This is a genomic window from Pseudoxanthomonas broegbernensis, from assembly GCF_014202435.1.
Lineage (GTDB): Bacteria > Pseudomonadota > Gammaproteobacteria > Xanthomonadales > Xanthomonadaceae > Pseudoxanthomonas > Pseudoxanthomonas broegbernensis.
Genome location: NZ_JACHGU010000004.1, coordinates 39,497 through 51,654, shown reverse-complemented (window position 1 = coordinate 51,654; position 12,158 = coordinate 39,497). Strand labels below are relative to the sequence as shown.

The window sequence follows — 12,158 nt, the reverse complement described above, 5'->3', positions numbered from 1 at the left end:
CCCGGGCGCCCCAGTGGCGCCCGTGTCGTTCCTGGCCCGGGCGCGTCGCGCGGTGCGGGGCCTACCGGCCCACGCCGTGCGGCTGGATCACCCCGGTCCAGATGCCCAGGATCACCAGCAGGATCAGCGCCACCGACAGGCCGATGCGCCGGGTGAGCGCATTGACGGTACGCTTGCTCTGGCCGCGGTCGACCATCAGGTAGTACAGGGCCGAGCCGAGGTTCCACAGGATGACCAGCAGGAACGCCACCACGATCAGGATCTTGAGCGAATCGTTCACGGGTTCGGCCTCGTCGGGCGCGCGGAAGAGTCCTCCATTATCGCAGGCCATGGCGCCGCCGGCGTGTGGAGGCGGGCGGTGAGCCGGCGGCGTATGCCGCTGCCGGTCGGGTGGGCCCTGGCGCTGGCCGTGGCCGTATTGTTCGCCGGCCTGGGCGGCTGGCAACTGCAGCGCATGCAGGCCAAGCAGGCGCTGCTGGATGCCTCGGCCCAGGTGCTGCGGCAGCGCCAGGCGGTGCCGCTGGCCCGGGCCGCCGATCCGGCGCGCGCGCGCGACTACGACTGGGCCGCCGGCGCCGGCCGCTTCGCGGCGCTGCCGGCGGTATTGCTGGACAACCAGAGCCGCGACGGCCATCCCGGCGTGCGCGCCTATCGCGTCTTCCTGCCGGAGGCCGATGGCGGCGATGCCGCCCCTGCACTGCTGGTCGAACTGGGCTGGCTGCCGCTGCCGGGCGACCGCCGCCTGCCGACAGTGGCGCTGCCCGATGCCGGGCGCGTCGAAGGCCTGCTGCTGCCGCCGCCCTCGCCCGGCCTGCTGCGCTCGGTGGAGGCGCAGCGCGGCGCCGGGACGCTGCTGGCGATGGACCTGGAGCCGGCCGCCGTGGCCGCCGCGCTGGGCCTGCCGGCGCTGGCCCCGCGCATCCTGCGCCTGGACCCGGCGCTGCCGCTGGGCTACGCGCGGGACCTGGAACTGCTGCCCAACACGCTGCCGCCGCAGCGGCACCTGGGCTATGCGGTGCAATGGTTCGCGCTGGCCGCGGCGGTGCTGGTGGTCGCGCTGGTGCTGACCTTGCGCGGCCGCCGCCGGCCACGGGCCTGAGCGCAGGGCGATGACGGCCACGCAAAAACCCTTCCCGCGGCTGGTCATGCGAAAATCGACGGCATGACCGCTTCCGATTCCGCGCGCACCCTCCGCGGGCGCCTGATCCTGATCGCGCTGTTCGTCCTGTTCTTCGGCTCGGCCCTGGGCGCCGGCCTGCTGCGCTTCAGCGGCTGGATGCCGGCGGGACTGAAGAACCACGGCGAGCTGCTGGACCCGCCGGTGGACCTGCGCGTCCGGCCGCCGCAACTGGCCGATGGCCAGGCGTACGCATGGAATCCGGAATCGCGCACCTGGCGCATCCTGGCGGTAGTGCCGGCCGCGGAGTGCGGCGCCGAGTGCCCGGAAGTGCTGGAGCGGTTGGACAAGGTCTGGCGTCTGTTCGGCCACAACGCCGACCAGGTCGAGATCCTGTGGCTGGGCGCGACGCCCGAGGGCGCCGATGCGATGCCGGCGCTGCGCGCGCTGCGCGAGGACGCGGGCCTGCGCGCCGCGCTGCCGCGCTCGGTCGACCCGGCGGGCGTGCCGCTGTACGTGGTGGACCCCCACGGCTTCGTCATCCTGCGCTATGCGCCGCACGCCGATCCGGTCGGATTGCGCGCCGACGTGGCCAAGCTGCTGAAGCTGCGTTGAGGCCGGGCCGCCGATGAACGCACTCGCCCGTCCCGCGCTGGTCCGCCACTTCCACCGCATCGCCTGGCTGGCGGTGATCCTGACCGCCTGCGTGGTGGTGTTCGGCGCCTTCGTGCGCCTGTCCGACGCCGGGCTGAGCTGCCCGGACTGGCCGACCTGCTACGGCCGCGCCACCTGGCCCTCGGCGTCGCAGGACGCGGCCGGGCACGCGGCCAGCCAGATCCGCCCGTTCGACACCCACAAGGCCTGGCGCGAGCAGGTCCACCGCCACCTGGCCGCCAGCCTGGGCGTGCTGGTGCTGCTGCTGGCGCTGCTGGCCGCGCGCCGCAGGCGCCTGGGCGCGCTGCAGATCGTCGGCGCCTCGCTGCTGGTGGCCGCGGCGATCCCGGCCTACATGTACGGCCACATCGGCCCGGCCTTCGCCCTGGCCGGCGCGGGCGAAGCGGTACTGCTGCTGGCCGCGCTGCGCTGGTCCAACGTCGACCTGGCGCGCGCCGCGGTGCTGACCCTGGCGGTGATCGTGTTCCAGGCGCTGCTGGGCAAGTGGACGGTCACCCTGCTGCTCAAGCCGGTCATCGTCATGGGCCACCTGCTCGGCGGGCTCGCCACGTTCTCGCTGCTGGCATGGATGGCCTGGCGCGCCACCGACCTGCCGATCCACCTGGCCTACGCGCGCGCGCTGCGGCGCTGGGTGGCGCTGGGCATCGCGGTGCTGGGCGTGCAGATCGCCCTGGGCGGCTGGACCAGCGCCAACTACGCCGCGCTGGCCTGCGGCGGCGGCGGCTGGATCACCGCCGAGCACCACTATCTCGATTTCCCGCGCTGCGTGGGCCAGTGGTGGCCGCCGGCGGACTTCCGCGAGGGATTCGTGCTGTGGCGCGGGATCGGCGTGGACTACGAGGGCGGCGTGCTCGACGGCGCCTCGCGCATCGCCATCCAGATGGCGCACCGGCTGATGGCCATCGTGGCGGTGGCCTACCTGCTGTGGCTGGCCGTGCGCCTGCACCGCACCCCGGGGATGCGCGGCTGGGCGTTCGCGCTGGGCCTGCTGGTGGCGCTCCAGGCCGGCCTGGGCGTGCTCAACGTGAAGCTGGCCCTGCCGCTGTCGGTGGCGGTGCTGCACAACGCCGGCGCGACCGCGCTGCTGTTCGTGCTGGTGACGCTGCTGGCGCGGCTGAAGGAACCCGAGTCCGTCGCATGAGCGCCATTCCCCTCTGGCGCCAGTACCTGGAGCTGACCAAGCCGCGCGTGGTCGCGCTGCTGGTGTTCACCGCGCTGGTGGGCATGTTCCTGGCCGTGCCCGGCCTGCCGCCGGCGCGCGAAGCGGTGTTCGGCCTGCTCGGCATCTGGCTGGCTTCTTCCTCGGCCGCGGCGATCAACCACCTGATCGACCAGCGCATCGACAAGGTGATGGTGCGCACCGCGCACCGGCCGCTGGCCACCGGCGCGCTGCGCCCGGTGCAGGTGCTGGTGTTCGCGCTGGCGCTGGGCGCGGCCTCGATGGCGATCCTGGTGGCGTGGGTGAACGCCATCACCGCGCTGCTGACCTTCGCCTCGCTGATCGGCTACGCGGTGGTCTACACCGGCTTCCTCAAGCGCGCCACGCCGCAGAACATCGTCATCGGCGGGGTGGCCGGCGCGGCGCCGCCGCTGCTGGGCTGGGCCGCGGTGACCAACATGGACGGGCCGTGGGACTGGCAGCACGCGCTGCTGCTGGTGCTGATCGTGTTCGTGTGGACGCCGCCGCACTTCTGGGCGCTGGCGATCTTCCGCCGGCAGGACTACGCGCGCGCGCTGATCCCGATGCTGCCGGTCACCCACGGCGTGGTCTACACCCGCTGGCAGATCCTGTTCTACACGGTGCTGCTGGTGGAGGTGAGCGTGCTGCCGGTGCTGTTCGGCATGAGCGGCCTGTTCTACCTGGGCGGCGCGCTGGTGCTGGGCAGCGTGTTCCTCTGGTACGCCTGGCGCCTGCTGGACCCGCCGGACGAGTTCTTCGCCATGCGCGTGTTCAACTGGTCCATCGTCTACCTGATGGCGCTGTTCGCCTTCCTGTTGGCCGACCACTGGCTGCCGCTGCTGCTGGGCGCGTGAGGCCGCGCCGCGCGTCTGCGCTCTTTGGTCCTCGGCCGCGCGGTCTCCGCGTTCTTGCAGAGCCGGCTTCAGCCGGTGACCGCCATGGCGGCAAGCCGGCCGGCCCTGGCCCGATACTTGTCGCAGGCTGAAGCAGGCTGATGCGGGAATCGCCGCGGCGGTGGCCCGTGGCGGCCCGGCGCGGGCTGTAGGAAATCGTTGCCGCCCTGGCCGGCGATGTGGGGTGCGCCGCATCGCCGGGGGAGGCGCCTCAGCCGTCCCCGGCCGCGGCGGCGGCCCGTTGTTCGCGCCGGCGTATCCACAGGTTGATCGTCTCGACGAACACCGAGAAGGCCATCGCCGCATACACGTAGCCCTTGGAGATGTGCTGGCCGAAGCCGTCGGCGATCAGCACCAGGCCGATCATGATCAGGAAGCTCAACGCGAGCACCTTGACCGTGGGATGGCGCTCGACGAAGTCGCCGATGGGGCCGGCGAAGCCGATCATGAACACGATCGAGATCAGGATCGCGGCCACCATCACCCAGCGCTCGTCGACCATGCCCACCGCGGTGATGATCGAGTCCAGCGAGAACACGATGTCCAGCAGCATGATCTGGACGATGGTGCCGCCGAAGGACGTGGCCGCGCGCGCCAGGCCGGGGCCGTCGCCGTCGCCGGCCCCTTCGATCTTCTGGTGGATCTCGTGGGTGGCCTTGGCGATCAGGAACAGGCCGCCGCCGATCAGGATCAGGTCGCGCCAGGAGAACGGGTGGCCGAGGGCCTCGAACAGCGGTGCGGTCAGGCCGATGATCCAGGTGATGGTGAACAGCAGGCCCAGGCGGGTGATCGCCGCCGCGGCGATGCCGAGCCGGCGCGCGCTGTTGCGCTGTTGCGGCGGCAGGCGGCCGGCCAGGATCGAGATGAAGATGATGTTGTCGATGCCCAGCACCAGTTCCAATGCGGTCAGGGTGGCCAGGGCGATCCAGATTTCGGGGGTGAGCAGGGTATCCATGGTCGGTCCGGTCGGTCGCGTGCGTCGACAGGCTGACGGCGTGCCGGTGCATGCGACGTGGTGAAGGCGGGGGAGGCCGGCTCAGCGGCCGGGCGGCGCGATCGCGGGCGAGGGGGCATCGCCGGCGGACGAAGCCGCGTGCCGGATGGCGGCGTCGCAGCCTCCGGCGTGCGCGGAAGGCGGGGTTTCGAAATCGGCAGGGTGCATGCGGGCTCCGGGAGTCACGGGGCCGCGGCGCGGAAGGCATCGGATGCACGGGGACGGTGCGCCTTCGCCGCGGGGCGGCGAAGGTCTTGCCCACAGGCCGCATGGCCTGCCGCTGCGCCGGGGCGGTGGAGCCCGTCATGACGACGACAGCGTGTGGGGGCTACTCCCCTTCGATGCGCGATCCTAGCATGCCGGACGGCCCCGCTCAGCCGCGGCCGGCCAGTGCCTGCAGCAGCATCCGCATCTCGTACTTGTCGGTTTCGTCCAGGCCCTGCGCGCGCTGCTTCTGCTGCAGTTCGTCGATGCGCTGCTGCAGGGTCTGCCGCTCCAGTTGCGCCACCGCGTCGTGCAGTTCGTGGGCCCAGCCGGCCTCGTCGCCGGGCAGGACCTGGGCGGCGAGCCGGCGCAGGGCGTCGGCCTGTTCGTGCTCGGCGAAGCGCTCCAGCAGCGCGCCGGTGCTGATGCCGGGCCGCTGCACCACCGCCTCCAGCAGCTCCAGCAGCAGCGGCATGCCGGGCAGGCGCAGCCCGGCGAAGCGGTAGGGACGCTCGATCTGCAGGCTCAGCGCCGGTTGCTGCAGCAGCAGGGCGATGGCGCTGCGCACCAGGCTGCGCCTCTGCGCCGGTGCGCCGCCGCGGGCGGGCGGGCGCGGCGCCGGGCTGGCCGGTCGCGCCGTGTCCACGCCGGTCCGGCGCTGCAGTTCCTGGCGCATCAGGTCGGCGAAGGCGCCGTCGGGCAGTTGCGCCAGCAGCGGCCGCGCGCGCTCGGCCAGCCGCGCGCGGCCGTCGAGCGTGGCGTGGTTGATGTCCCGGCCCAGTTCCTCGAAGAAGAACTGCGACAGCGGCGTGGCCTGGGCCAGGCGCGCGTCGAACCCGGCGGCGCCCTCCTTGCGCACGATGCTGTCCGGGTCCTCGCCCTCGGGCAGGAACAGGAAGAAGGCCTGGCGGCCGTCCTTCATCCGCGGCAGCGCCGATTCCACCGCGCGCCATGCCGCGCGGCGGCCGGCCGCGTCGCCGTCGAAGCAGAAGTACACGTCCGGCGCGTTGCGGAACAGCAGTTCGGCATGGTCGGGGGTGGTGGCGGTGCCCAGGGTGGCCACGGCCTGGGTGACGCCGTGCTGGAACAGGGCCACCACGTCCATGTAGCCCTCCACCACGATCAGCCGCTCCAGCTTCTGGTTGGCCTGGCGCGCCTGCCACAGGCCGTACAGCTCGCGGCCCTTGTGGAACAGCGCGGTCTCGGGCGAGTTGAGGTACTTGGGGCCGGCATCCTTGCCGTCGGCGGGCGCCGACAGCACGCGGCCGCCGAAGGCGATCACCCGTCCGCGCCGGTCGTGGATGGGGAACATCACCCGGTCGCGGAACTTGTCGTAGACGTGGCCGCGGTCGTTCTTGGACAGCATGCCGGTGCGGTCGAGCAGCTTGAGCCGGCGCTCGTCGGTGCCCAGCGCGTCCTTGAGCGTGGAGAAGCCGTCGGCGGCATAGCCGATGGCGAAGCGGGCGCGGTTCCCCGCGTCCACGCCGCGGCCGTCCAGGTAGTCGCGCGCGCGCGCGCTGTCGGCGAGCTGGCGCTGGAACAGCTTGGCCGCCGCCTCCAGCGCGGCGTACTGGTCGCGCAGGTCGCTGTCCTGGTTGTTCTGCCGGGTCTCGCGCGGCACTTCGATGCCGGCGCGGCGGGCCAGTTCCTCGACCGCGTCGAGGAACTCGAGGCGGTCGTAGTTCATCAGGAAGCTGATCGCGGTGCCGTGCGCGCCGCAGCCGAAGCAGTGGTAGAACTGCTTGGTCGGGGAGACGTAGAACGAGGGCGTGCGCTCGTCGTGGAACGGGCAGGGCGCGGCGTATTCGCGGCCCTTGCGCTTGAGCTGCACGCGCGAGCCGACGATCTCGACGATGTCGGTGCGCGCGAGCAGGTCGTCGATGAATGCGTCGGACAGGCGGGCCATCGGCATAGCATGCCATCGCGGCCCATCCTTGGCGGCATCGAGGCGGGGGCATCGCGCGGCCATCGCCGCTACCGCAGGAGCGGAGAAAAGTGCCCGGGGCCGCGCGGCTTCGGAGCGAGTCCGCCGCCGCCCGGGAGGGGGGCGCCCCGAAGGGTGCGCCCCATGCCCGCAGGACGGCGGCCTCCTTCCGAAGCCGCCGCCTTTGCGCATCTACCCCAGGTCAAGTCGAAGCCGCCAATCGCCAGCGACGATGCGAACGGATTTCCCCGGGTCTATTCCAGGGCGGGCGGCACCCCGCCATCTTCCCGGCCCGCCTCCGCTTCGGCCTCCTCCTCCCGCCCGTGCGCGCGCTCGTCGATCACCGCGGTGATCAGCGCGCCGGCAAAGAACACCACCGCCGCGTAGTACATCCACATCAGCAGCAGCACCAGCGCGCCCATCGAGCCGTAGGCGCTGCCGGGCGCGGCCTGGGCCAGGTACAGGCCGATCAGGTAGCGGCCCAGGGCGAACAGCACGGCGGTGATCGCCCCGCCCAGGAACGCCTGGCGCCATGCCACCCGCCGGTCGGGCAGGTAGTGGTAGAGGAAGGCGAAGGCCAGCGCGTACAGCAGCAGGGTGGTGGCGTAGCCGATGGCGGGCAGCAGCGAGGGCAGGTGCGCGAACGCCACCTGCAGCGCGGTAGTGGCGATCATCGACACGATCAGCAGGAAACCCAGCGCCAGCACCACGCCCAGCGAGAACACCCGCTTGCGCAGCCATGCGCGCAGGCCGCCCAGGCGCTGCCCGCCGGTGCGGAAGATCAGGTTCAGCGCGCCCTGCAACTGGGCGAAGACCACCGTGGCGCCGACGAACAGCAGCGCCGTGCTCCACAGCCCGGCCAGGGAGCCGATGCCGGGCTGGTTGGCGGCGTTGCGGATTACCGTCTCGGCCTCGCCGCCGGCCAGGCCGCCGATCTGCGCCACCAGCGAGGCCTGCGCCGGCGGATACAGCGAGGCGGTCAGCCACAGCAGCAGCACCAGCAACGGGGCCAGCGACAGCAGGGTGTAGAACGAGAGCGAGGCGGCCTGGGTCATCAGGTCGGCCTCCACGAAGCGCCTGACCAGGGCCGCCGGCAGGCTTCGTTCCAGGCGCCCGAGGGAGCGCCGCAACCGGGTGCGGGACAGACGGTTCATCGACCCTGCGGGACAAGTGCGGTGCGGGCCAGCATCGGTCGCGCGGCGTGGCCGCCGCGTGAGCGCGGCTCATGATCGTGCGAGGCGATGCCCGGCGCCCCGCCCTGCGGCGCCGACTCCCATCGACCTCCGCATGCTCTGTGGCGCAGACGCCGGCGGGCGCCTACCGCTGCCGCTTTCCCGGCCGTGCCCGCGGCCTGGCCGGGAAAACGCGCGATCAGCCTGCCAGCCGCCGCTTCACCAGGGCCGAGACCTGGCCCATGTCGGCCTGGCCGGCCAATTGCGGCTTGAGCACGCCCATCAGCTTGCCCATGTCGGCCGGGCCGATGGCGCCACCGCCTTCGGCGGACACGCGGGCGATGGCCGCATCGATCGCGGCCAGGATCGCGGCCTCGTCCAGCTTGGCCGGCAGGTAGTGTTCGATCACCGCGATCTCGGCCCGTTCCACCTCGGCCAGGTCCTCGCGGGCCGCCGCCTCGTACTGGGCGACCGAGTCGCGCCGCTGCTTGACCATCTTGTCCAGCACGGCGACCACGGCGGCATCGTCCAGCTCGATGCGCTCGTCCACTTCCCGTTGCTTGATCGCGGCATTGACCAGCCGGATCGTGCCCAGCCGGGTCTTCTCGCCGCTCTTCATGGCGGCCTTCATGTCCTCGGTCAGTCGCTGTTTCAGGCTCATCGCAGCACCTCGGTGTGTTCGTGGAACGGGGCCGGCTTTCCCGGAAAACACAAAAAGCCGGTCACGCGCGTGCGTGCCGGCTTCCGGTTGCCTCGGACCGCGGGGCGGGCCCGTGCGGGCGCCCCGTGGAACGCAGCGCGGCGAATCAGTACAGGCGCTGGCGCTTGGTGACGTCGCGCGACATGCGGCGCAACTGGCGCTTCACCGCCGCGGCGGCCTTGCGCTTGCGCTCCTGGGTCGGCTTCTCGTAGTACTCGCGCTTGCGGGTCTCGGCCAGGACGCCGGCCTTCTCGCAGGTGCGCTTGAAGCGGCGGAGCGCAAATTCGAACGGCTCGTTTTCGCGGACTTTGACGCTGGGCATGGAATCTCCGGACACAAAAGACCGGGCCTTGCCCGGTGAGCCGCGTATCATAGCCATGCTCCGGGGCCGGCTGCAAGCCGGTCCCTCCCCCGTATTCACGCTCCCCTGCTGGCAGTCCATGCGCGTCCTCGGCATCGAAACCTCCTGCGACGAAACCGGCGTGGCCGTCTACGACACCGCCGCCGTACCCGGTACCGGGCAGGTTGCGGCCGGCGCCGGCGGGCTGCGCGCCCACGCGGTCTACAGCCAGATCGCCCTGCACGCCGAATACGGCGGGGTGGTGCCGGAGCTGGCCAGCCGCGACCACGTGCGCAAGCTGCTGCCGCTGATCCGGCAGACCCTGGCCGAGGCCGGGATGACGGCCTCGGACCTGGACGGGGTGGCCTACACCGCCGGCCCGGGCCTGGCCGGGGCGCTGCTGGTCGGCGCCGGCACCGCGCGGGCGCTGGCCTGGGCGCTGGACGTGCCGGCGGTGGCCGTGCACCACATGGAAGGCCACCTGCTGGCGCCGCTGATGGAGGACGACCCGCCGCAGGCCCCGTTCGTGGCCCTGCTGGTGTCGGGCGGGCATACCCAACTGGTCGCGGTGGAGGCCATCGGCCGCTACCGGCTGCTGGGCGAGACCCTGGACGATGCGGCCGGCGAGGCCTTCGACAAGACCGCCAAGCTGATGGGCCTGCCCTACCCGGGCGGCCCGCAACTGGCGGCGCTGGCCGAGCAGGGCACGGCGGGCGCGTACCGCTTCGCCCGGCCGATGACCGACCGCCCCGGGCTGGATTTCAGCTTCAGCGGGCTGAAGACCCAGGTGCTGCTGGCTTGGCAGCAGTCCGACCGCAGCGCGCGCACCCGCGCCGACATCGCCCGCGGCTTCGAGGACGCGGTGGTGGACACCCTGGCGATCAAGTGCGAGCGCGCGCTGGACGCGGCTGGCTGCGACGTCCTGGTGGTGGCCGGCGGCGTCGGCGCCAACACGCGCCTGCGCGCCAGGCTGCAGGCCATGTGCGCGCAGCGTGGCGGCCGCGCCTGTTTCCCGAGGCCGTCGCTGTGCACCGACAACGGCGCGATGATCGCCTTCGCCGGCGCGCTGCGGCTGGAAGCGGGCCAGCGCGAGGACGCGCAGGTGAAGATCGCCCCGCGCTGGGACATGGCCGCGCTGCCGCCGCTCGCGGCCGCGCCGCGGGCGGGCGCGGGCGGCCCGGAATAGCAAAAGGCCGTACGATCCCCACCTCCGCCCGCATCTACGCCCGCATGGACAAGGTATTCATCGAAGGCCTCGAGGTCGACGCGCTGATCGGCATCTACGATTGGGAGCGCCGGATCCGGCAGACCCTGCGCCTGGACGTCGAAATGGCCTTCGACAACCGCCGCCCGGCGGCCAGCGACGACATCGCCGACACCCTGGACTACAAGGCGGTGAGCAAGCGCCTGATCGAGTACGTGCAGCAATCCGGCTTCGGCCTGGTGGAGACCCTGGCCGAGCGTTGCGCGGAAATCGTGATCGCCGAGTTCGGCGTGCAATGGGTGCGGCTGAGGCTGGGCAAGCCCGGCGCGGTGCGCGGCGCGCAGGCGGTGGGCGTGGTGATCGAGCGCACGGCCGCGGCGAACGGAGGTTGAGCGGATGCCGATGATGGCGGGCGCGGTGGCGCCGGTGGCGTTCCCCTGGCTGGAACGGACGCAGGCGGCGCTGGCGCCCTGGCCCTGGGTTTGGCCGGCCCTGCTGCTGGCCGCGCTGCTGCTGGCCGCCTGGCTGGCCAACTTCGTCACCCGCCGCATCCTGCTGCGCGCGCTGCGCCGCTTGCTCGACCTGATGGCCCGCCAGCCCGGCCATTCCGGGGCGGTGCGCATGCGGGTGGTCCCGCGCCTGGCCAACGTGGTGCCGGCGCTGGTCGTCTCCGCCGGCATCGGCTGGATCCCGGGCTTGCCGCCGGCGTTGTCGGCCTTCATCCACGGCGCCTGCCAGGCGTGGGTGGTGCTGACTCTGGCGCTGGCGCTCTCGCACGCGCTGGACGTGGCCAACGAGCTGTACGAGCGCCGGCCGGATGCGCGCAACAAGCCGATCAAGGGCTACCTGCAGGTGGCCAAGATCGCGATCTACGTGCTGGCCGGGCTGTCGATCGTGGCCACCCTGGCCGGGGTGAAGCTGCTGCATCTGGTCACCGGCCTGGGCGCGGCCACCGCGGTGCTGATGCTGATCTTCCAGGACACCATTCTCTCGCTGGTGGCCAGCGTGCAGATCAGCGGCGACGGCCGCGTGCGCCTGGGCGACTGGATCGAGATGCCCAGCCAGAACGCGGACGGCGACGTGATCGACATCGCCCTGCACACCATCACCGTGCGCAACTGGGACAAGACCATCACCACGGTCCCGACCAAGAAACTGATCAGCGAGTCGTTCAAGAACTGGCGCGGGATGCACGAGACCGGCGGGCGCCGGATCAAGCGCGCGCTGTACCTGGACCAGTCCAGCGTGCGCTTCCTCGGCGCCGAGGAGCGCGCCGGGCTCAAGCGCTTCGTCCTGCTGCGCGACTACCTGGAAGGCAAGGAGCGCGAGCTGGCCGAGTGGAACGCGGGCCTGGGCGCCGACGGCGAGCTGCCGTTCAACGCGCGCCGGGTTACCAACCTGGGGACCTTCCGCGCCTACGTGGAGCGCTACCTGCGCCGCCATCCCCGCGTGCACCAGGAGCTGACCCTGCTGGTGCGGCAGTTGCAGCCGGGCGCCACCGGCATCCCGCTGGAGGTGTACTGCTTCACCAACGACACGCGCTGGGCGGTGTACGAGGGTGCGCAGTCCGACATCTTCGACCACCTGCTGGCGATCTTGCCGGAGTTCGGCCTGCGGGTGTTCCAGAACCCGGCCGGCGCGGACTTCCGCACCCTGGTCGACGCCCGCGGGGACGGTCCGGACCTGGTGCCGTCCCGCTAGGCGGCGCGGCCGGCGCTGGTCACGGCGCGGGCCGCTGCATAGAATCGCGGCGCA

At 72.2% G+C, this 12,158-nt stretch carries 13 protein-coding genes; 7 read left to right on the top strand and 6 right to left on the bottom strand.

Annotated elements, in window-relative coordinates:
* Positions 1 to 61: 61 nt before the first annotated feature.
* Complete coding sequence (locus tag HNR76_RS09400) at positions 62 to 280, bottom strand: twin transmembrane helix small protein (protein ID WP_162311959.1); 219 nt, start codon at positions 278 to 280, stop codon at positions 62 to 64.
* Positions 281 to 373: 93 nt separating this feature from the next.
* Here HNR76_RS09400 and HNR76_RS09395 point away from each other — a divergent pair, with 93 nt between their 5' ends.
* The 4 genes from HNR76_RS09395 (at position 374) to HNR76_RS09380 (ending at position 3,826) form a co-directional block, all read left to right on the top strand.
* Complete coding sequence (locus HNR76_RS09395) at positions 374 to 1,099, top strand: SURF1 family protein (RefSeq protein WP_162311968.1); 726 nt, start codon at positions 374 to 376, stop codon at positions 1,097 to 1,099.
* Positions 1,100 to 1,162: 63 nt separating this feature from the next.
* On the top strand, positions 1,163 to 1,732 hold the full coding sequence (locus tag HNR76_RS09390; RefSeq protein ID WP_162311958.1) for a hypothetical protein: 570 nt from the start codon (positions 1,163 to 1,165) through the stop codon (positions 1,730 to 1,732).
* Positions 1,733 to 1,745: 13 nt separating this feature from the next.
* Positions 1,746 to 2,933: a COX15/CtaA family protein gene (locus HNR76_RS09385; protein WP_162311957.1), complete on the top strand. Its 1,188-nt coding sequence runs from the start codon at positions 1,746 to 1,748 to the stop codon at positions 2,931 to 2,933.
* The gene (locus tag HNR76_RS09380; RefSeq protein WP_162311956.1) at positions 2,930 to 3,826 is read left to right on the top strand and encodes a heme o synthase; all 897 of its coding nucleotides are present in this window, start codon (positions 2,930 to 2,932) and stop codon (positions 3,824 to 3,826) included. The genes HNR76_RS09385 and HNR76_RS09380 overlap by 4 nt, the downstream gene beginning before the upstream one ends.
* Positions 3,827 to 4,076: 250 nt before the next feature.
* Here HNR76_RS09380 and HNR76_RS09375 read toward each other — a convergent pair whose 3' ends face one another.
* The 5 genes from HNR76_RS09375 to rpsU form a co-directional block, all read right to left on the bottom strand.
* A complete protein-coding gene (locus HNR76_RS09375; protein ID WP_162311955.1) occupies positions 4,077 to 4,820 on the bottom strand; it encodes a TerC family protein in 744 nt (247 codons plus the stop codon).
* A gap of 412 nt (positions 4,821 to 5,232) precedes the next feature.
* Positions 5,233 to 6,969: a DNA primase gene (gene dnaG / locus HNR76_RS09370; protein ID WP_162311954.1), complete on the bottom strand. Its 1,737-nt coding sequence runs from the start codon at positions 6,967 to 6,969 to the stop codon at positions 5,233 to 5,235.
* Positions 6,970 to 7,241: 272 nt separating this feature from the next.
* Complete coding sequence (locus tag HNR76_RS09365; protein ID WP_162311953.1) at positions 7,242 to 8,141, bottom strand: YihY/virulence factor BrkB family protein; 900 nt, start codon at positions 8,139 to 8,141, stop codon at positions 7,242 to 7,244.
* Between the two features lie 217 nt (positions 8,142 to 8,358).
* Positions 8,359 to 8,820: a GatB/YqeY domain-containing protein gene (locus tag HNR76_RS09360; RefSeq protein ID WP_162311952.1), complete on the bottom strand. Its 462-nt coding sequence runs from the start codon at positions 8,818 to 8,820 to the stop codon at positions 8,359 to 8,361.
* Positions 8,821 to 8,965: 145 nt separating this feature from the next.
* On the bottom strand, positions 8,966 to 9,181 hold the full coding sequence (gene rpsU, locus HNR76_RS09355; protein ID WP_013533886.1) for a 30S ribosomal protein S21: 216 nt from the start codon (positions 9,179 to 9,181) through the stop codon (positions 8,966 to 8,968).
* 118 nt (positions 9,182 to 9,299) lie between these two features.
* Between rpsU and tsaD the strand changes: the two genes are divergently transcribed.
* The 3 genes from tsaD to HNR76_RS09340 are packed head-to-tail and all read left to right on the top strand — an operon-like array spanning position 9,300 to position 12,104.
* Positions 9,300 to 10,385, top strand: a complete 1,086-nt coding sequence (gene tsaD, locus HNR76_RS09350) for a tRNA (adenosine(37)-N6)-threonylcarbamoyltransferase complex transferase subunit TsaD (RefSeq protein ID WP_162311951.1) — start codon at positions 9,300 to 9,302, stop codon at positions 10,383 to 10,385.
* 44 nt (positions 10,386 to 10,429) lie between these two features.
* Positions 10,430 to 10,795, top strand: a complete 366-nt coding sequence (gene folB / locus HNR76_RS09345; RefSeq protein ID WP_162311950.1) for a dihydroneopterin aldolase — start codon at positions 10,430 to 10,432, stop codon at positions 10,793 to 10,795.
* Positions 10,796 to 10,805: 10 nt separating this feature from the next.
* Positions 10,806 to 12,104, top strand: coding sequence for a mechanosensitive ion channel family protein (locus HNR76_RS09340; RefSeq protein WP_425501826.1), 1,299 nt, complete (start codon positions 10,806 to 10,808; stop codon positions 12,102 to 12,104).
* The last annotated feature ends 54 nt before the right edge of the window (positions 12,105 to 12,158 follow it).